Annotated in this window: 13 protein-coding genes and 2 pseudogenes; 6 read left to right on the top strand and 9 right to left on the bottom strand. The window is 71.1% G+C overall.

Annotation, left to right across the window (positions count from 1 at the left end):
• Positions 1 to 536 precede the first annotated feature (536 nt).
• Positions 537 to 1,367, bottom strand: a pseudogene (locus tag HS041_RS15965) (transposase family protein).
• Positions 1,368 to 3,290: 1,923 nt separating this feature from the next.
• Between HS041_RS15965 and HS041_RS15960 the strand changes: the two are divergent.
• Positions 3,291 to 5,522 (top strand): xanthine dehydrogenase family protein molybdopterin-binding subunit, encoded by a 2,232-nt coding sequence (locus tag HS041_RS15960; RefSeq protein ID WP_196441465.1) that lies wholly within the window; start codon positions 3,291 to 3,293, stop codon positions 5,520 to 5,522.
• Positions 5,523 to 5,557: 35 nt separating this feature from the next.
• Positions 5,558 to 6,934: an NCS2 family permease gene (locus tag HS041_RS15955; protein WP_196441464.1), complete on the top strand. Its 1,377-nt coding sequence runs from the start codon at positions 5,558 to 5,560 to the stop codon at positions 6,932 to 6,934.
• Between the two features lie 86 nt (positions 6,935 to 7,020).
• On the opposite strand, the gene HS041_RS40040 is transcribed toward HS041_RS15955, so the two are convergent.
• On the bottom strand, positions 7,021 to 7,971 hold the full coding sequence (locus tag HS041_RS40040) for an excalibur calcium-binding domain-containing protein (protein ID WP_196441463.1): 951 nt from the start codon (positions 7,969 to 7,971) through the stop codon (positions 7,021 to 7,023).
• 443 nt (positions 7,972 to 8,414) lie between these two features.
• Here HS041_RS40040 and ald point away from each other — a divergent pair, with 443 nt between their 5' ends.
• Positions 8,415 to 9,530, top strand: coding sequence for an alanine dehydrogenase (gene ald / locus HS041_RS15945; protein WP_196441462.1), 1,116 nt, complete (start codon positions 8,415 to 8,417; stop codon positions 9,528 to 9,530).
• A 73-nt stretch (positions 9,531 to 9,603) separates the two neighbouring features.
• Here ald and HS041_RS15940 read toward each other — a convergent pair whose 3' ends face one another.
• Positions 9,604 to 10,299 (bottom strand): thioredoxin-like domain-containing protein, encoded by a 696-nt coding sequence (locus HS041_RS15940; protein WP_196441461.1) that lies wholly within the window; start codon positions 10,297 to 10,299, stop codon positions 9,604 to 9,606.
• Between the two features lie 133 nt (positions 10,300 to 10,432).
• Between HS041_RS15940 and HS041_RS15935 the strand changes: the two genes are divergently transcribed.
• Together HS041_RS15935 and HS041_RS15930 are read left to right on the top strand one after the other, a co-directional pair.
• Positions 10,433 to 11,080, top strand: coding sequence for a DUF305 domain-containing protein (locus HS041_RS15935; RefSeq protein WP_307845317.1), 648 nt, complete (start codon positions 10,433 to 10,435; stop codon positions 11,078 to 11,080).
• 73 nt (positions 11,081 to 11,153) lie between these two features.
• Positions 11,154 to 11,453: a DUF3467 domain-containing protein gene (locus tag HS041_RS15930; protein WP_196441459.1), complete on the top strand. Its 300-nt coding sequence runs from the start codon at positions 11,154 to 11,156 to the stop codon at positions 11,451 to 11,453.
• 450 nt (positions 11,454 to 11,903) lie between these two features.
• Here HS041_RS15930 and HS041_RS38360 read toward each other — a convergent pair.
• The 5 genes and pseudogenes from HS041_RS38360 to HS041_RS15905 all read right to left on the bottom strand — a co-directional run.
• Positions 11,904 to 11,996: pseudogene (locus HS041_RS38360) on the bottom strand (hypothetical protein); the annotation flags it as partial.
• Positions 11,997 to 12,134: 138 nt separating this feature from the next.
• The gene (locus HS041_RS15920) at positions 12,135 to 13,211 is read right to left on the bottom strand and encodes a threonine aldolase family protein (RefSeq protein ID WP_196442521.1); all 1,077 of its coding nucleotides are present in this window, start codon (positions 13,209 to 13,211) and stop codon (positions 12,135 to 12,137) included.
• A gap of 41 nt (positions 13,212 to 13,252) precedes the next feature.
• On the bottom strand, positions 13,253 to 13,891 hold the full coding sequence (locus HS041_RS15915) for an SDR family NAD(P)-dependent oxidoreductase (protein WP_196441458.1): 639 nt from the start codon (positions 13,889 to 13,891) through the stop codon (positions 13,253 to 13,255).
• A complete protein-coding gene (locus HS041_RS15910) occupies positions 13,888 to 15,954 on the bottom strand; it encodes a DUF6421 family protein (protein ID WP_307845316.1) in 2,067 nt (688 codons plus the stop codon). Before HS041_RS15910 ends, HS041_RS15915 begins: the two co-directional genes overlap by 4 nt.
• A 186-nt stretch (positions 15,955 to 16,140) precedes the next feature.
• Positions 16,141 to 16,419, bottom strand: coding sequence for a hypothetical protein (locus tag HS041_RS15905; protein WP_196441457.1), 279 nt, complete (start codon positions 16,417 to 16,419; stop codon positions 16,141 to 16,143).
• Between the two features lie 461 nt (positions 16,420 to 16,880).
• Between HS041_RS15905 and HS041_RS15900 the strand changes: the two genes are divergently transcribed.
• Positions 16,881 to 17,882, top strand: coding sequence for an NAD-dependent epimerase/dehydratase family protein (locus HS041_RS15900; RefSeq protein WP_196441456.1), 1,002 nt, complete (start codon positions 16,881 to 16,883; stop codon positions 17,880 to 17,882).
• 12 nt (positions 17,883 to 17,894) lie between these two features.
• On the opposite strand, the gene HS041_RS15895 is transcribed toward HS041_RS15900, so the two are convergent.
• The gene (locus tag HS041_RS15895; protein WP_196441455.1) at positions 17,895 to 19,166 is read right to left on the bottom strand and encodes a hypothetical protein; all 1,272 of its coding nucleotides are present in this window, start codon (positions 19,164 to 19,166) and stop codon (positions 17,895 to 17,897) included.
• Positions 19,167 to 19,362: the final 196 nt, after the last annotated feature.

The raw sequence follows: 19,362 nt of genomic DNA, 5'->3' as shown, positions 1-19,362 counted from the left end.
CGCCGACGTCTTGCCTTGTCTGCCCTCGCGGTCGTTTTCACGGCCGCAGCGGCCGCCGTAGGCCATGCTACGACCGCCAGTGCCGATTCGTCTGCCCCTGAGCCCGCTACCGTCCAGCACTCGTTCGGCTGGAACCACCCAGGCTAGTCAAACCGGGCACCGCTAACGGGACAGTCCACCCAGACGAGTGGGCCTCTGGCCGACCAGCTCGCCTTGAGAGCCGGCCGGCGCTGGAGACCCTCCCGGCCCAGCACCTATAGGGCGCTCGGCAATAACCTCGATGACCATCCGGGGCGCCGAGCGCCCTGTTTATTTTCGCCGGCCGCCCACCACATCAATCTCGAGCGGATCGATGGCGGTCCAAGAGGGATTGGGATTATAGCTTACAGAATGACAAAGATCGCCGCAGCGAACACGTGATAGAAAATACGGACACGCCGCAACGAGCCATCCGAATTCCTTGTATCTCTCTATAAATTCAATTCTCCGCATTGAGCCTTTCCGGGTGACGGATCACGACGGCCTGTGATCTTCGGTCAGGCGTGGCGGCCGTGTTCGAGACGGAGCAGGACATGGGCGCCCTTGACGATCGCACCGATACGCCAGGGGCCGGGCGTGACGCGTCCCATGGCCTTGAAGGTGGTCTTGAGCGGGGAGTCAGCCCGTTCGCGACGGCGTGGATGCCGCGGACGACCTGGTCGAAGGCACGCTGATCGTCGGTGAGCTCGCCACGCTTGGGCTTCTCGACCGGGCGGCGCGGGGCCGGATCGAGGTTCTCGTAACCCAGGTCGGTGAGAGTGAGCAGGCCCGAATCGGCGTCCGGGGCCTGCGGCGCGGGCAGCGGTTCCGTGGCGGCCTTGGCGCACGCGGTGTCGTGTTCGCGGCCGGGCCACACCTGCGAGATCCGCAGCCGCCAGCCGTCCGGAGCGGACAGGCCCTGGATGTCTTCGCCGTGATGCTTGTGCTTGCCGCTCCACCACGGGTCCGCGCCGTTGGGGCCGGGAGTGCTCACCCGGCCGGTGCGCACCACCGCACCGCCCAGATTCAGATGCGTCACACCGGAGGCCCCGGCCTCCTCCAGCACGGCGGGCAAGGCCGGGGACGGGGCGGCGAGCGCGTCGATCCCTTCGTGCAGATGGGCGTAGGCGGCGCCGGCGGCGATCCGGTTGTCGGTGGCGAGCTGCCGGAGCCGGGTGCCGTCGACGAACCAGCGCAGCACCAGCACCGCCCGCTTGAACGGCCCGAGCGCCCGCATCCCCCTGCCTGCGCCGGTCCCACTCCGGTGAGCTGCGAGTTCGCCTGCCAGGAAAGCGGCGGTGGATTCGGTTGATGTCCAAGATGGCGGCGTATGTGACACTAGACGGCACGTGAAGCCTCTCGCTGCGAAGTTGATCTGTCGCAAGACCACTTCGCAGGGGCTTCATGGCTTCTCGCATCCGGCGTGGGGCATGCCGGGGCAGGCGGCCACCGGCCAGACGATCATCGCCGCGATCTCCGTTTGCGCGGAAGGGCTCAGTGGAGCGGTATTTCGAAGGCAACCGCCCCACAAGCTGCCGGCAGGCCACTAAACGTGAGTGTTCGGGCTCCAGGAAATATTCGCGGCCAGATCGTCTGCTCTATCTTCAGTTCATGATCGCGCCGGGAAATCCCGCCTCGTCGATGCCGCCAGGCGAGAAGATATCTACAGTCGGTGCTATGGGCCGAATCGATGCCCCCTCCCCCCAGACGTTCCATGGATCATCGGCCGCGGTCTGGTCGGCAGAGCGAATTCTACGGATGCAGTCAGTCGGATACCGACAGTCCCGAACGTGACAGTGTGGAGCGTGACCTTCATTTGTCCGGCAACACGGGATGCCTGGAGCTTCAGATGCCGAAGGCGGATCCCGGGATCTTGGGGCAATCCGCGGAGAGCCAGCGCCATCGCCAGGCGGAGAGCCTCAGTACATACCTCTCGGGCCTTGTCCTCAAGGATCCGGGAAAGGGGGTCCTGCCGCGTTGTGAGATTCTCTTGAATCGCTGGCGTAGGCACCGGCATCCAGGGCCGGCGAGAATCCTGCAGATTCCCGTTCGTCCACTCGTCGGGGTTGGCCCACTTAATGCAGAGGTTGTGGTGGGCCACCGCCCCCAGGGAACAGGTGTGGCCGTAGGGGAACCCGGCATGCCCTTGCCGGACAGGGTGGAGCAGTCCAGCACCATTGCCGCCTCCTGAACCACCATCTCGTCGCGGGGCGGTGGGGCGGGCTCCGAGGCGGCGTGCGCTGGGGCAGCAACGGCGATCAGCGCGATGAGCGTCGCCGGATGGACGCTGATCCGTTCGATGAACATGGAGCAGCATTCCCCTTACATCGCCTGATGTGCCACGGGCAGGATTTGCATTCCCGCGCTCCTGTCCGTGGCTATGGTCGTGACACTCCGCACGAGTATGCGAACCCGCCCCCTCTCGCGCTGCCTGCCTGGCCGGAGAGAAATAGGTGGCGATAGGGTTCGCGATCTGATCCTGTCAATACTTGCTGGAGTCTGCGAGCAGTTGGCGGCCTCCCTGCCCGCGGCACCCGTCTTTTACTGAAAGACGATTCCTCGGCACTCCAAGAGTGGTGAAATCAGACTTGAGCGCCCGAGGCAGCTCGGGCAGACGAATCTAGAGATCGCCCAGAGGTGGCAAACTCGGCTCCTGCAATCTCGCTGCGCAATATCCGACCGCATGCGGAGGCTTCGTTGATTGAGCGTACGGATACCGCCGCCGTGAGCGGTGAGCCTCGGCCGCGAGGCCCCCGCATAAATATTCTGGGCCCCGTGGCCGCATGGAACCGCTCGCAAGAACTCGACCTAGGGGAGCCCCGGAAGCAGACGGTTCTCTGCATTCTGGCACTCCATGCCGGACAGGTGGTGACCAAAGAACGGCTCATCGATGGGATCGGGGATGAAGACTCCCCAAAACCGCAGCGCAGAGTGTCTACACGTACGTGTCAAAGCGGAGACGAACGCTTGACCCTGACCGGAATCCCCGCAGCCCTTCGAAGGTCCTGGTCATCGGACCCGGCGCCTGCACGCTGCGGATCCTGCCGGAACATGTGGATGCCATAGCGTTCGAACACCTGCGGGACTACGAAGCGGTGATCCCCTGTAGGGATCCGCTGAGGGATCCGCTCCGGGCGCGCGCCGGTCGCGGCTCCGTAGGCCCGGCGGCGGCACCGTCCCGCCGGGCGAGCGCAACAGTCGCCAACGGCCGGGCCCCCTGTTCCGCGGTGTGTGCCATGGCGGCTCCCCGACCGTCTTGGTGTACTGCTGTGATGAGTGGCATCGAGACACGGCAGAGCAGCCGGGGCGTCGGGGAGAGCGCACCCCGTCCCGACGGGACGCTGAAGGTGACGGGCGAGTTCGCCTACTCCTCCGACCTGTACCTCGCCGACATGATCTGGGGCGTGACCCTGCGCAGCCCGCACCCGTCGGCGTGGATCCGCTCGATCGACATCGGGCCCGCGCTGGCGATGCCGGGCGTGTTCGCCGTGCTCACCCACGAGGACGTGCCGGGCGAGAAGTTCTACGGTCTGGAGCGCCGGGACCAGCCCGTGCTCGCCGTCGACCAGGTCCGCTACCAGGGCGAGCCGGTCGCGCTGGTCGCCGCCGACCATCCCGAGCGGGCGCGCAGGGCGGCGCAGGCGATCGTGGTGGAGTACGAGGTCCGCGAGGCGGTGACCGACCCGCGCCGGGCCGCCTTCGACCCGGACTGCCCGGTGGTCCACGCGGGACAGCCGGGCGGCAACGTGCTGCGCCACCAGCCGGTCCGGGTGGGCCGCGACCTCACGGACTTCACCGCCCCCGTCGTGGTCACCGGGGAGTACGAGGTCGGCATGCAGGACCAGGCCTTCCTCGGGCCGGAGTCGGGCCTGGCCGTACCGGCCGAGGACGGCGGGGTGGACCTGTTCGTCGCCACCCAGTGGCTGCACGTGGACCGCGACCAGATCGCGCCGTGCCTCGGGCTGCCCGCCGAGAAGGTACGGCTGACGCTGGCCGGGGTGGGCGGCGCGTTCGGCGCCCGCGAGGACCTGTCCATGCAGGTCCACGCCTGCATGCTGGCGCTGCGCACCGGCCGGCCCGTGAAGATCGTATACGGCCGGGAGGAGTCGTTCTTCGGGCACGTGCACCGGCACCCGGCCCGGATGCGCTACGAGCACGGCGCGACGCGCGAGGGGAGGCTGCTCTACGTCAAGGCGGAGATCCTGCTGGACGGCGGCGCCTACTGCTCCTCCTCCCCCGCCGTGGTCGGCAACGCCGCCTCGCTCGGGGTGGGGCCGTACGAGGTGGACAACATCCGCATCGACGCCTACGGCGTCTACACCAACAATCCGCCCTGCGGCGCGATGCGCGGCTTCGGCGCGGTACAGGCCTGCTTCGCCTACGAGTCTCAGATGGACAGGCTGGCCGAGGCGTGCGGCCTGGACCCGGTCGAGATCAGGGTCCGCAACGCCGTCTCCCAGGGATCGCGGCTGGCCACCGGACAGGTGATCGACTCTCCCGCCCCGCTGGCGGCCATGCTCCGCGAGCTCGCCGCGATGCCGCTGCCCGCCGAGGCCGGGGACGACCTGCTGGACATGCCCGGCGGCGTCTCCCAGACCACCCACGGCGAAGGGGTGCGGCGCGGCGTCGGATACGGCGTGGGCATCAAGAACATCTGCTTCTCCGAGGGCTTCGACGACTACTCCACCGCCCGGGTCCGGGTGGAGCTGCTCGGCGACGAGCCGCACGTGCTCGTGCACACCGCGGCGGCCGAGGTCGGACAGGGACTGGTGACGATCCAGGAGCAGATCGCCCGGACCGAGCTGGGCGTGGAGCGGGTGACGGTCGCCGCGGCCGACACCGCGGTCGGCTCGGCGGGCTCCTCCTCCGCCTCCCGGCAGTCGTACGTCACCGGCGGCGCGGTCCGGGCCGCGTGCGAGGCCGTACGGGAGCGGCTGGACAAGCTGCGGGCCGACGGGTCCACTCTGGCCGAGGTCCTGGAACGCACCGGTCCGGTCGAGGAGACACGGGTCTACCGTCACCGGCCGACCTTCCCGATGGACCCGGTGACCGGGCAGGGCGACTCGCACACCCAGCTCGCGCTGTGCGTGCACCGGGCGGTGGTGGACGTGGACACCGAGCTCGGCCTGGTCAAGGTGGTGGAGCTGGCGGCGGTGCAGGACGTCGGGAAGATCCTGAACCCGGTCGCGCTGGAGGGGCAGATCCACGGCGGATCCGCCCAGGGGCTGGGGCTGGCGCTGATGGAGGAGGTCCTGGTCTCCGGCGGCAGGGTGCGCAACCCGTCGTTCACCGACTACCTCATCCCGACCGTCCTGGACATGCCTCCGATGAAGGTCTCGATCCTGGAGAACCCCGACCCGCACGCGCCGTACGGCCTGCGCGGCGCGGGCGAGCCGCCCACGCTGTCGTCCACCCCGGCGGTGGCGGCCGCCGTACGGGCCGCGACCGGGCTGGAGCTGCCCCGGGTGCCGATCCGCCCCCATGACATCGCGCTGAGCGGGTAAGAAGCGATCATCCCCCGCACCTGGGAGGGGGATCCATGGACCGGTTCTTCGAGCTGTCGGCACGCGGCACGACCGTCGGCAGGGAGATCAGAGGCGGCCTGACCACGTTCATGGCGATGGCCTACATCATCCTGCTGAACCCGATCATCCTGGGCGGGGCGGCCGACGTCACCGGGGCGAAACTGTCCATCCCGCAGCTCACCACGGCCACCATCCTGGCGGCGGCGGTCAGCACGATCCTCATGGCGGTGGTGGGCAACGCGCCGTTCGGCGTCGCCGCGGGGCTGGGGCTGAACGCGGTGGTCGCCTACCAGGCCGCGCCGCACATGACCTGGGCGCAGGCCATGGGACTGGTCGTGCTGGAGGGCGTGGTGATCGTGCTGCTGGCCGTCTCCGGACTCCGGCAGCTGATCATGAACGCCATCCCGCTCGCGCTCAAGCATGCGATCAGCGTGGGGATCGGCACCTTCATCGCGCTGATCGGCCTGGTGGACGCCGGGTTCGTGGCGCGGGGCACGGGCACGCCCGTGCAGCTCGGCACGACCGGGCACCTGGCGGGCTGGCCGGTCTCGCTGTTCTGTTTCGGACTGCTGCTGATGATCGTCCTGTACGTGCGCAGGATCCCCGCGGCCATCCTGATCGGCATCGCGGTCACGGCCGTGCTGGCGGTCGTGGTCGACTCGGTGGCGACGGTCGACCCGGCGGCCTGGGGCGTGGTGGTGCCCCGGGTGCCCGACGCGGTGGTGGCCGCGCCGGATTTCGGGCTGGTCGGCCAGGTCGATCTGTTCGGCGGGTTCGCCACGGCCGGGGCGGTGACCGCGACGGTGGTGCTGTTCACTCTCGTGCTGTCGGGGTTCTTCGACGCGATGGGCACCATCATCGGCGTCAGCGACGAGGCGGGGCTGGTGGACGAGCGGGGGCGGGTTCCCCGGCTGGGCGCGATCCTGACCGTCGACGGGGTGGCCGGGGCGGTCGGCGGGCTCTCCAGCGCCTCGGCGGGCACGGTCTTCGTGGAGTCGGCGGCCGGCGTCGGGGAGGGGGCCAGGACCGGTCTGGCCGCCCTGGTCACCGGCGCGCTGTTCACGCTGACGCTGCTGTTCACCCCGGTCGCGACGGTCGTCCCGGCCGCCGCGGCGGCGCCCGCGCTGGTGCTGGTGGGCGCGCTGATGATGACGCAGGCCAAGAACGTGCCCTGGGACGACCTGACCCTGGTGATCCCGGCGTTCCTCACGATCGTGCTGATGCCGTTCACCTACTCCATCACCAACGGGGTCGGCGCGGGCGTGATCGCCTACACGGTCATCCAGGCGGCGACCGGGCGGGCCCGCGGGGTCCCGTGGCTGCTCTGGGTGGTCACGCTGATCTTCGCGGTGTACTTCGGCATCGACGCCGTCGAGCGGTTCACGGTCTGATCCGCCCCGCCCACCGCCGTGGCGGGCGTCCCGGAGACGTGCGGCGCGGGCGGGCCCTGCCGGTCCGTCGCCGGAGCGGCAGACCGTCAGCGCAGGTCGTCGAGATCGCAGGCGACCCCGTCCCGGTCCTTGTCGACGTACCAGGCGTACTCCTCGTGGACTTCCCTGTAGTAGGGGCCGTAGCCGTTTTTCACCGCCTCCTTGCAGCTGCGGTAGCGGGTGTCGGCGTCACCGCCGCGCGCGGTGGTCCGGGTGGCCGACGGGCGGCTGCTCGCCGCGGGGTTCGCGGTGGGATCGGCTGTGGGATCCCGCCCGATCGCCGGGTTCGCCGTGCGGTTCGCCCCGGGAACGGTGGCGGCGGGTGTGCCCGTGGCCGGGGCGGTGGCCGCGCCGGGCACCGTGGTGGGTCCGGCGGTGGGCCCTGTGGTGGGCCCGGCGGTGGGCGCGCCGGGCACCGTGGTCGCGGGCCCTGCGGTAGGCGCCGTGGTGGGCCCTGCGGTAGGCGCCGTGGTGGGCAGCGTGGTGGGCACTGCCGTGGGCGCCGTGGTGAGCGTGGCGCCGGTGCCGAGCAGCCGGGCGACCATGGTCTCGGCCTGCTCCTTCGTCAGGGAGCCGGAGATCCGCAGGCTGTCCTCGGTGATCACCTCGTCGACGCGGGGGGCCGCCACGACCTTGCCGCCCACCACGATCGCGAGCTGCTGCCCGTCCGCCTCCTCGGTCACGCTGCCGACCTGGTCGCGGAACGCCGGCGCGAAGACGATCCGCACCGAGTAAGAGCCGCCGCTCTCCCTGATCGCCTCGATCTTCCGCACGGCGGTGATCTCGATCCCGGCGGCGACCGTGTAGCAGGTCTGCCCGGTGTCGTCAGGATAGCCCTGGGGGGACGTGCACGCTCCCGGCTGCGCCGCGGTGACCGGGGCGAAGTGGATGGGGGCGGCCAGCCGCCGGGGTGGCGGGGCGCCGAGCGGGACGTCGGGGTTGCGCGTCATGAGCACCGCGACGGTGCCGAGCACCCCGGCGACCAGGACCACGAGCACCAGCGCGACGATCAGCGTGACGGTGGTGGCCCGGCTGGCCCTCGGCTCACCGGGTGGTCCGCCGGGCGGCGGCGTCCCGGGGCCTCCGGGGCCCCGAGGGCTCGCAGGACCGGAGGGCCCCTGCCCTCCCGGTCCCTGCGCAGGACCGTAGGGCGGGTTCGGTGGAGGTCCTTGAGGCCCGGGCGGCCCACCCGGACCCGCGTGCATCTCCATCGTCATGTCCCATGTCCCAGCGTTCCTCGCGTCTGCTCGCGGTGAGCCTACCGATCTACACAAAGAGCGCGTAATCAAGCGGCCAAATCGAGTCCGGGAGAACACACCCGGGAGGTGAAACTAACAGACTGTAATACAAGGCGATCGACTCTTTGCAGGTTGCGCATGGCGGCCCTTTTCCCGGGAACGCAGAGTGAAGAGGACGACAGGCGCGAATCATGGAGGGGTTTGTGAAGATCGCAGTTCCCCGCGAGGTCAAGAACCACGAGTATCGCGTGGCCCTCACTCCTGCCGGGGCCCACGAGTTCGTCCGGCACGGCCACCGGGTCTTCGTCGAGAAGGGCGCCGGCGCCGGGTCCTCGATCCCCGACTCCGACTTCGAGAGCGTGGGCGCGACCATCCTGGAGAACGCCGACGACGTGTGGGCGGAGGGCGACCTCGTCCTGAAGGTCAAGGAGCCCGTCGCCGAGGAGTACCACCGGATGCGCAAGGGGCAGGTCCTGTTCACCTACCTGCACCTGGCCGCCTCCGAGGCGTGCACCCGGGCCATGCTCGACTCCGGCGTCACCGGCGTCGCCTACGAGACCGTGCAGACCGCGGGCGGCTTCCTGCCGCTGCTGGCCCCGATGTCGGAGGTGGCCGGCCGGCTCGCCCCGCAGGTGGGCGCCTACCACCTGATGCGGCAGGGCGGGGGACGGGGGGTGCTGATGGGCGGCGTCTCGGGCGTGCACGCCGCCAACGTGGTGGTGATCGGCGCCGGGGTCTCCGGGATGAACGCCGCGGTCATCGCGCTCGGCATGCACGCCGAGGTGGTGTTGCTGGACCGGAACATCGACCGGCTCCGCCAGGCCGACGTCGTCTACCGGGGGCACTGCCAGACGGTCGCCTCGAACACCTACGAGGTCGAGCGCGCGGTCCTGAACGCCGACCTGGTCATCGGCGCGGTGCTGGTGCCCGGCGCGAAGGCGCCCAAGCTGGTCGGCAACGACCTGGTCCGCAGGATGCGGCCGGGCTCGGTCCTGGTGGACATCTCCATCGACCAGGGCGGCTGCTTCGAGGACTCCCGCCCGACCACGCACGCCGAGCCCACCTACCGGGTCCACGACTCGATCTTCTACTGCGTGGCCAACATGCCGGGCGCGGTCCCGCACACCTCGACCTACGCGCTGACCAACGTGACCCTGCCCTACGCCCTCGCCATCGCCGATCTGGGCTGGCGCGAGGCGCTGCGCGCCGATCCCGCCCTGGCGCTGGGCCTGAACACGCACGAGGGAGATCTGACCAACCAGCCCGTGGCCGAGGCGCACGGGCTGGAGGCGGTCTCCCTGGAGCGGGTGCTGGCCTGAGGGGGACCCGGCAGAGAACCGGAAAGAGCACGGCCCTCGCCGGTACGGCTCCCGCGCGGGAGCCGTACCCGGGTCAGGAACTGGGCGACGGAGAGGCCTCGGGCTCCGTGGACGGGCTGCCGCTCGGAGCGGGAGTCGGGCTGGCCGTCGGGATCGGGTTCTCCGCGGTGGTGGTGGTGATCTCGCTGTCGCAGGACGCGCCGAGCTCGGGCGTCTCGGCGCCCTGCTTGTACTTCTGGATGAACTTCGGCAGGCGCGGGTCGTCCGCGCCCTCCAGCTTGAGCTGCTTGTTCCAGGAGCTGGCCACGACCTTGGCGGGCAGCCCCGGGTAGGGGCTCAGGAGCATGTAGTCCTTGGACGCCAGCTCCTTCAGGGTCTCCACCTGGTCCTTGGGCAGGTCCGGCTGGTAGGTGATCCACACGGCGCCGTGCTCCATCGAGTGCACGGCGTTCTCGTTGTTGATCGGCGCGTCGTAGATCCCGCAGTTCTGCCAGGCCGGGTGGTGCTCCCCGCCCATCGGCGGGTTCTCCTTGTAGTTCACCTTGATCGGAGTGTGCAGGCCACCGGAGTACTTGGCGCTCACCACCGCGTCCAGCGACGTCACCTTGGCCTGGTTGACCAGGTAGAAGCCGACCAGGCCGACGAGCAGGACGATGACGGCCCCGCCGACGCCCCACATCAGCAGCGCGGCCCTGCGCTCCTTCGCCTTCTGCTGCGCACGCATCCTGGCAAGGTGCTCCCGCCTGGCCTGCGTCTTGTCCTTCGACATCGTTCCTCCACCCGGCTCACAACTCCGAGTCACCCTATGCCCTCCTGGTGTATATGCAGAATAAGGGACGCCTGGTGCGTGATATCGCGATGTTCTCCGGGGTGAGTAGGCTTGACTGGTCATGGAAAGTCCCGTGGAGAAGGCTCCGAAATCCCAGCGGCGCACGGTGCTCGGCGTGCTCCTGGCCTGCCTGGCCGTGGCGGCCGTCCTGGTGCTGGCCGTCGGCCGGAGCGGCGAGCCGACCGACGCGTCCGCCGAGGCCGGGTTCGCCCGCGACATGGCCGTCCACCACGCCCAGGCCGTGAAGATGTCGTTCATCGCCAGGGACGGCAGCACGGACGACCCGTTCAGGCTGCTCGCCTATGACATCATCGTCACCCAGACCGCTCAGCGCGGCATGTTCATGGGCTGGCTGCAGCAGTGGGAGCTCGACCAGTCAGGCGAACGCCCGTCGATGGCCTGGATGGCCGGTCACGGCCACGGCGGCACGGCGGCACCGTCCACCGCGCCGGGTGCGATGCCCGGCATGGCCAGCGAGGAGGAGCTCAAGAGGCTCCGCGAGGCCACCGGGAAGGAGCAGGAGATCCTCTTCCTCCAGCTCATGATCCGCCACCATGAGGGCGGGGTGCAGATGGCGGAGGCCCTGCTGAAGCTGTCCGAACGCGACGAGGTGGCCACCATGGCCCGGCACATCGTCGACGGGCAGAGCGGCGAGATCAAGCTGATGACCGACATGCTCAGGCAGCGGGGTGCCCAGCCGCTGCCTTCCATACGTGAATAGCGCCGGTGCGTCCCCTGCACGGCCGGATCCCGGTCAGGGCAGCATGGAGCCGACCTGGCCGGAGGAGACTTAAGTGGTGAACGACGAGCCGGAGAACCGCCTGGAGGTGAGCATCTCCGCCGAGGTCGAGATGGGGCAGTACGCCAACTTCGCTTCGGTATGGCATACCCAGGATGGCTTCGTCCTGGACTTCGCGGTGATCACCCGGCCGCCCCAGCTCGCCAACGACCCGTCCTCGGGACAACATTTCGTCAGCGTGCCGACCCGCATCGTCAGCCGGATCCGCATCCCGCCGAGCCAGGTGTTCGAGCTGATGAAGGCGCTGGAGCAGCAGCTCACGCAGTACGAGAACGAGACCGGCCGCAAATCCTGACCGGCGGGGCCGCCGCACGGCCCCGGGAGTGACGAACCCGGGGCCGGTCGCCGGTGCCCTCGGGCCAGGCCCAGGGCCCGCCGGGCGGCGGTCACCAGGCCGGAGGTCTCCTCGATCACCCGGGTCGCGGAGGCGGCGAGGAGCCGGTCCAGTTCCGCCGGGTCGGCGGAACTGGACCGCGAAGCGCTCCTGGACCGGTGCCAGCGCCTCGGTCACCGCCTCGGCCGTGTCCTTCTTCAGCGCGCCGTAGGAGCCGTAGGCCAACGACTCGACCGGCTGCCCGGAGCAGGCCGCGAGCAGTGTGAGAAGGTTTGAGACACCCGGTTTGTCCCGTGGGTCGTAACAGACCTCACTCCCGGAGTCGGTGACGGCCCGCATGATCTTGCGCCGGATGTCGGCCGCCATCAGCGCGGGATAGGTCAGCAGTGAGAGCCGTACCTCCTCCTGCGCCGTCGCTTTCTCCTTGAACTGGATCATCCTGCGCATCTCGCCGTAGTGGGCGGTGCACTCCAGCAGGTAGGACAGCTCGGTGTGGGCGGGCACCCGCGACTGGAGGTAGACCTCCGAGCGGTCCAGACGGAAAACGGCCGCCGGTGAACGGCGGCCGTTTTCTGCGCGCAGGCTGGGCTGGCTAGCGGGTCCGCCGGGAGGCGGCCCGCCACAGACCCTGACTGCGGAGCTTCATGCCGAAAATGCTATCTCCTCGGCGACGGCGGCGGCGAAGGCGTCGACGTCGGCCTCGGTGGTGTCGAACGCGGTCATCCAGCGGACCTCGCCGGTGGCCTCGTTCCAGGTGTAGAAGCGGAAGCGCTTCTGCAGCCGCTCGGTGACGTCCCGCGGCAGGACCGCGAAGACCGCGTTGGCCTGCACCGGGCGCGGGATCTCCACGCCGGGGATCCCCCGGACCGCCTCGGCCAGCCGCAGCGCCGTCGCGTTGGCGTTGCGGGCGTTGCGCAGCCACAGGTCGCCGGCGAGCAGCGCCTCGAACTGCACCGAGACGAAGCGCATCTTGGAGGCGAGCTGCATCGCGCTCTTGCGCAGGTAACGCAGGCCGCGCACGGCGTCGGGGTTGAGCACGACGACGGCCTCGCCGAACATCAGCCCGGCCTTGGTGCCGCCGAAGGACATCACGTCCACGCCCGCGTCCGTGGTGAAGGCGCGCAGCGGCACGTTCAGCGCGGCGGCGGCGTTGGCGGCGCGGGCCCCGTCGAGGTGGACGAGCATGCCCAGGCTGTGGGCGTGCTCGCAGATCGCCCTGATCTCCTCCACGGTGTAGAGCGTGCCCAGCTCGGTGGTCTGCGTGATCGAGACGACCTTGGGCTGGGCGCGGTGCTCGTCGCCGAAACCCCACGCCTGCCGGTCGACGAGCTCGGGGGTGAGCTTGCCGTCCGGGGTGGCCACCGGCAGCAGCTTGAGCCCGGCCGTACGTTCCGGAGCGCCGCCCTCGTCGGTGTGGATGTGCGCCGACTCGGCGCAGACCACGGCCTCCCAGTGGGCGGTCATCGCGCGCAGCGCGACCACGTTGGCCCCGGTGCCGTTGAACACCGGCCAGGCCTCGGCGGCCGGGCCGAAGTGCCTGCGGAAGACCTCCTGGAGCGCCTCGGTGTAGACGTCGTCGCCGTAGGCGGTCTGGTGGCCGCCGTTGGCGAGCGCGATGGCGGCGAGGATCTCCGGGTGGACCCCGGCGTAGTTGTCGCTGGCGAAGCCCTTGACCAGCGGGTCGTGCCGGCGGACCGCGTCGGTCCTGACGCCGTCCACCGCGCCGGTCGCGGTGGACGCGACGTCGTTCACTGCCTCTGTCACTGCGTGAGATCCATTCGGGTGCCGTTGGCGTCGGTGTCCCACAGGCCCTCGACCGCCGCAGCGAGGTCGTCGACGTCGGTGAAGCCGGGGAACTTCCTGTCGGGGTCGGCCGCGCGCATGGACTCGTTCACCAGGGCCTTGACGACCAGGATGTTCGCGGTGGAGCCGGTGCCCTCCAGGGCGTCGGCGAAGGCGAGGGTCCACGCCTCTGCGGCGGCCTTGGCGGTGCCGTACGCCGCGTTGCCCTGGGTGGGCCGCTCGGCGGCCTTGGCGGAGACGATCGCGAACCTGCCGCGCTCACCCGCCTTGAGCAGCGGCTCGAAGGCGAGCGTGACGTGCTGGAGGGTGCGGACCAGCAGGTCGTGCAGGAGCGCCCAGTCCTCCAGCTTCGTCTCGGCGAAGGTCTTGGAGCCGCGCCAGCCTCCGACCAGGTGCACGATGCCGTCGACCCGGCCGTGCTCCGCGCGGACGTCGGCGGCCAGCTTCTTCACCGCGTCGAAGTCCAGGAGATCGACGGGAAGCGTCCCGTCGGCCCCCGACTTGTCGACGCCGATGACGGTGTGCCCCTTGTCCGCGAAGCGGCGGACGACCGCCTGACCCGCGGGACCGGCCGCGCCGGCGACAAGAATGATCATGCTCGGATCCCCTTCGTGGAGTCGACGACCTCGCCGAGCTTACGGCGCAGGGCCTCGTAGAACATGCTCAGCGGGAACTCGTCGGGCAGCACCGCGTCCACCACCGCCTTGGGGAAGCCCTCGGTCGGCAGGGCGCCGGCTCCCCTGGCCCACACCGAGGCCGGGTGCGGCTCGACGTAGGCGGCGACGAGCTCGTGGGCGGCCAGCCAGTGGGCCAGCTTGGAGCGGTCGATGCCGTCGCGGTAGAGCTTCTCCACCTCGCCGCGCAGGTCGGCGACGCAGTCGGCGAGCCGGGACCAGTCGACGCTGAGACGGTTGTCGGTCCACCGGACGACGTCGTTGCGGTGCAGGTAGGCGAAGAGCAGCTGGCCGCCGAGGCCGTCGTAGTTGCGGACCCGGTCACCGGTGATCGGGAAGCGGAAGAGCCGGTCGAACAGGATCGCGTACTGGACGTAGCGGGCGTGCGGCACGCCCTCCGCCTCCAGCTTCACGGCCTCGCCGAACGCGGTCAGGTCGCAGCGCAGCTCCTCCAGGGAGTAGAGCCAGTACGGCATGCGCTGCTTGATCATGAACGGGTCGAACGGCAGGTCGCCGTGGCTGTGCGTGCGGTCGTGGACCAGGTCCCAGAGCACGAAGGTGTCCTGGGCCAGCTCCTGCGACTCCAGCAGGCGGGCGGCGTCCGGCGGCAGCGCCAGCTTGAGGATGTCGGCGGCGGCGCGGCCGACCTTGCGGAAGCGGGCGGCCTCGCGGTCGCAGAAGATGCCGCCCCAGGTGAAGCGGGCCGGGGTCTGGCGGACCGCGACGGTCTCGGGGAAGAGCACCGCGGAGTTGGTGTCGTAGCCGGAGGTGAAGTCCTCGAAGGCGATCGGCACGAACATCGGGTTGTCGTAGCGGGTGCGCTCCAGCTCGGCCAGCCACTCGGGCCAGACGGTCCGGATCCACACGGCCTCGATGTGGCGGGAGGTGGAGCCGTTCTGGGTGTACATCGGGAAGACGACGAGGTGCTCCAGGCCGTCGACCCGCTGGGTGTCGGGGTGGAAGGCGTCGAGGGAGTCGAGGAAGTCGGGGACGCCGAGGCCCTGCTCGACCCACTTGCGGAAGTCGGCGACGACCGCGGCGAGGTAGGCCTCGTCGTGCGGGAAGCGGGGCGCGAGGGCCGCGACGTGCTGGACGATCTCGGAGATCAGCGCGACGGCCTGGTCCCGGTCGCCCTCGATCGAGCCGTCCTTCGCCTGCAGCGGCTTGAGCCGCTCGACCGCGTCCTTGAGCCCGCCGAACGCGGCCAGGGCCTCGCTCTCGGTCCTGGCGGCCGGAGCGGGGACGCGTGCGGCCCAGGTGAGGAGGTTGCCCCAGAGCGCGGCGTGGTCGTAGTCGGCGATCGAGTCGTCGCCGAACAGGTCGGAGTCGGCGACCACGACGACGCGGCCCGCGCCGTGCCGTACGGCCACCGCCAGCGGCCTGCCGGCGGGGTCGGCGGTGGGCGAGGTCGAGAACAGGACCGTCGCGTCCTCGGGGGCGGTGAGCACCCCGGCGCGGTAGAAGCAGGCGCGGCCGGCACCGGCCAGGAGGTCTTCCTGAGCGGTCTCGCCGGGGACGCCCAGAATCCAGGAGGCCACGCCGTTGTGCGCGTGCTTGGGGTCCTGGACCGTGGCGTGCTCGACGCCGACGCCGAAGCGGGCGAGCAGTTCGGCGAGGTTGTTGCCGTACTTGTCCTGCTCGCACTCGGCCAGGACCACAAGGCCGCCGCCGCCGCGGACGTAGTCCTCGATCGCGTCGAGCTCGTCGGGCGCGAAGACCGGGCTGCCCAGGCCGGTGGTGCGCTCCCAGCGTCCGGCCGACGGGTGGGCGATCACGAAGGCGTCGGCGGCGGCGAGGACCCCGGCGGTGACCGCGCCCTCGGTGTGCGCGGAGACGGTGTGGCCGAGGCGGCACAGGAGCCCGGCGGCGCGGGCGTAGCTGTTGTCGTCCGGATGGCCGGGGTTCATCGTCTCGGCGACTTCGCGCCGGATGGTCCACGACTCGCTGTGTGCCTCGTCGAACAGCACCCGGGGGAACGCCCTCACCACAAATCCTCCTTCAGACAGGACTCACTGAAGGAAAATATACACATCTTGTCCCAGTTTGAGCACACGCCTTACGGCGGCTCAGGAACCTCCGGGGTAACCGGCGAGACGCCGCCCCGCGGGGCGGGACGAGCGGGAGCGCACACCGCGGGACCCGCCGGGAGCAGGCGGGGGCGAGTGCGAGGCTCAGCGGGCGGCTCGGGACCCGGCGGGCAGGGGCGCGATCGCCCGGGGCTCGGCCTTCGGCTCGGCGGCCGGGGCTTCGGCGGCCCGGACCTCGGCGGCCTCGACCCGGGCCCGCGCGGGTCCGGCCGGAGCACGGCCGGCGTCCTCGGCAGCGCTGACGCGGCAGGCGCAGAATCCGACCTCGGCGATCAGCAGCAGCCGCTCGCGGGTGTACTCGGCGGTGTTCTGGGCCGGCCGAACGCCGCCACATTCTCCGCACCGGCTGTGGTGATCGCTCATATCGGATCTCTCCTCGGAAGGAAACGGCGCTGAACGGCGGGCAGGCGTCTGCTTGGGACCTCTTCCCGAGGGTCGGTCGGCCGCCGAGGGGCGCCACGACCTATCTTCCCGGGATCGGGTTTCGCCTGTCCCCAGATTAGGTGTCTCTCCCCGGTTCTCGGCCGAAAAAACAGAACCTTGCCCCACATGAGCACCAACCAGACCGAAATTTGGCACTTAATGCAAAGAAATCAGACCAGAAGCGGTCCCCACCCATCGGTTACGGCCACGGGCCAAAACGAAGTAAAGACCGTCAAGTACTGACCGTAAGGCGAGATAAGGTCAGGCTCGTATCCACTGCCGCCGGCGCGGGAGGTCTGCGCTCGCCCGTCCCGCTCCGGAGGACGCCGAATTCTTACGGCCCGCGAACATCGCCGCGCCGGGCCTTCTGCCGTCCCCGGCTCCCGGCTAGCGTCGGCCCTGTGAGAGTGCTGATCACCGGTGCCGCCGGGTTCATCGGCGGCCACGTGGCCGAGGCCTTCCGGCGGGCCGGGCACGAGGTCGCCGGCCTCGACCTGCGAGCCGCGGCGGGCGTGGCCGTCGGGGACGTCCGCGACGAGCGGGCTCTCGACGGGCCGTTGCGGGGCGTCGACCTGGTCCTCCACCAGGCGGCCAAGGTGGGGCTGGGCGTGGACGTGACCGACCTTCCCGGCTACGCGTCGGTCAACGTGTACGGCACGGCCGTACTGCTGGCGGCGATGGCCCGGCACGGCGTCGGCCGCCTCGTGCTGGCCTCCTCGATGGTGGTCTACGGCGAGGGCTCCTACGCCTGCGCCGAGCACGGCCGGGTCCGGCCGGGCCCGCGCGCCGTACGGGACCTGGAGCGGGGGCGGTTCGAGCCGTGCTGCCCGCGGTGCGGGGCGGCGCTGGATCCCGCGACCATCGGCGAGGACGCCCCGACCGATCCGCGCAACGCCTACGCCACCACCAAGCTCGCCCAGGAGCACCTGGCCGCGGGCTGGGCGCGCGAGACCGGCGGCACGGCCGTCGCCCTGCGCTACCACAACGTGTACGGGCCCCGGATGCCCCGCGACACCCCCTACTCCGGGGTGGCGGCGATCTTCCGGTCGGCCCTGGAGCGGGGTTCGGCACCCCGGGTGTTCGAGGACGGCCGGCAGCGGCGCGACTTCGTCCACGTCCGCGACGTCGCCGAGGCGAACCTGGCGGCGGCGGGCGTGCGGGAGCCGGGGCGGCTGGTCGCCTACAACGTGGCCAGCGGAGTCCCGCACACCGTCGGGGAGCTGGCCGCCGCCCTGGCGTCCGAGCGCGGCGGCCCCGAGCCGGTGGTAACGGGCGAGTACCGCCTCGGCGACGTGCGGCACATCGTGGCCTCGCCGGACCGGGCCCGCGAGGAGCTCGGCTTCCGCGCGGCCGTCGGGTTCGCCGCCGGGATGAGGGAGTTCTCCACCGCGCCGCTGGGCTGACCGGGGGATCTCTCACCAGGGGGAGACGACCAGGCCCTGGAGCAGCAGCCCGGTCAGGGCCTGGGCCGCGAGCGGGCGGCGGCCGTCCGTCAGGCTCGCGGCCAGGCCGATCCAGAGCGCGTAGGGCACCCAGATGCGTTCCACCTCCCCCCGTGTCACCCCGCTGACGTCCAGGGCGAGCACCGCCACCAGGGCCGCGGCGACCACGACGCCGACGCCGCGCCCGGCGGCCCGTCCGGCCGGCTCCGCGCCGGGCGCGAGCCGTGCCAGCCCGGCGGCGGTGGCGGGGCCCGTCAGCAGGGCCAGCACGGCCAGGTTGGCCACCAGGAAGTACAGGTACGGCCGGGCCGCGCCGGGGTCGGCCGCCCATTCCGCGTGGGTGGCCAGCACCCCGGCGGGCCAGAGGAAGCCCCCCGCGGCGAACGCGGCCGTCACCGAGGCGGCCCCGGCCAGGGCGGCGAGCACGGCGGCCCGCGGCGGCCGGACGGCCACCGCGACCGCCACGGGGATGAGCAGGTAGGGGACCAGCCCGTAGCTGAGGTACGGCAGCGCGCCCAGCAGCGTTCCCCCGGCGGCCGCGCAGGCGATCCGCGCCGCACGGCCCCGGCCGAGGACCAGCAGGGCGACGCCCCACGCCCCCACCCCGGCGAAGAAGGCGTCCATGCTGGTGGCGATCCAGACGGAGGCGGGCGTGAGCGCCAGGTACGGCAGCGCCCGGCGGGCCGCCTCCTCGCCGGAGAGCCGCCGCACGGTCAGCGCGATCGCCACCGAGGCGGAGCAGCCGGTGAGGACGGCCAGCAGCGCCGCCGGCAGCGGCCCCGGCAGGCCGGCCGCCGCGAGCGCCCACACGACGAGCACCGGCAGCGGCGGATGCCCGCGCACGTGGGTCGGGTACTCCGGCAGGCGCTCGGTGAAACCCGCCAGCCAGCCCAGCGGGTCGCCGCCCACCGCGGGCAGCGCCGCCGGGTACTCCTCCGGATGGGTGAACGGCGCCGCCAGCCCGTCGGCCGAGACGGCCAGCAGCACCGTCCAGGCCAGGGCGCAGCCGTAGGTGACGGCCAGCGCCCGCCCGAAGCCCGACCGCACGACCAAGGGCGGCAGCACCGCGACCGCGACGGCCGCGAAGGCGGCGGCGGGCAGCAGCGTGACCGTCAGGACGCGGAAGTGGCCGTGCAGCGGCGGCAGATGGTCGATGGCGAGGGCGCCGAAGCCGTGCAGGACGGCGCCCGCCGCGAAGGCCGCGACGACCAGCGCGGCCCAGGCGGCCGGCGCGAACCGCCGCACGCGGGGGTCTCGCCCCGTTTCCCGCCACAGGTGGGAGGCGGCTTCCGTCCCCCGTCGCAGGCGCCGGACGGCACGTGTCCCCCGCCGGGCCCGGCGGCCCTCAGCCGCCCCCCGGCGGTCGGCCGTCCTTCCGGCCTGAGGCCGCCCGCTTTCCATCACCTTCTCACCGTAGGTCTGAGCTGGAGGTTTCCCGGAA

Source organism: Planomonospora sp. ID67723 (assembly GCF_015711605.1).
In the GTDB taxonomy this organism is placed as follows: Bacteria; Actinomycetota; Actinomycetes; order Streptosporangiales; family Streptosporangiaceae; genus Planomonospora_A.
Note: the sequence above shows the minus strand (reverse complement) of the source record. Positions and strands in the feature narration are given on the sequence as shown.

Bases quoted from the DNA above. Each gene is read 5' to 3' on its own strand.
- HS041_RS15915 (WP_196441458.1), bottom strand. From the start codon at position 13,891: ATGATCATTCTTGTCGCCGGCGCGGCCGGTCCCGCGGGTCAGGCGGTC.
- HS041_RS15955 (WP_196441464.1), top strand. From the start codon at position 5,558: ATGGACCGGTTCTTCGAGCTGTCGGCACGCGGCACGACCGTCGGCAGG.
- HS041_RS15940 (WP_196441461.1), bottom strand. From the start codon at position 10,299: ATGTCGAAGGACAAGACGCAGGCCAGGCGGGAGCACCTTGCCAGGATG.
- HS041_RS15960 (WP_196441465.1), top strand. From the start codon at position 3,291: ATGAGTGGCATCGAGACACGGCAGAGCAGCCGGGGCGTCGGGGAGAGC.
- HS041_RS15905 (WP_196441457.1), bottom strand. From the start codon at position 16,419: ATGAGCGATCACCACAGCCGGTGCGGAGAATGTGGCGGCGTTCGGCCG.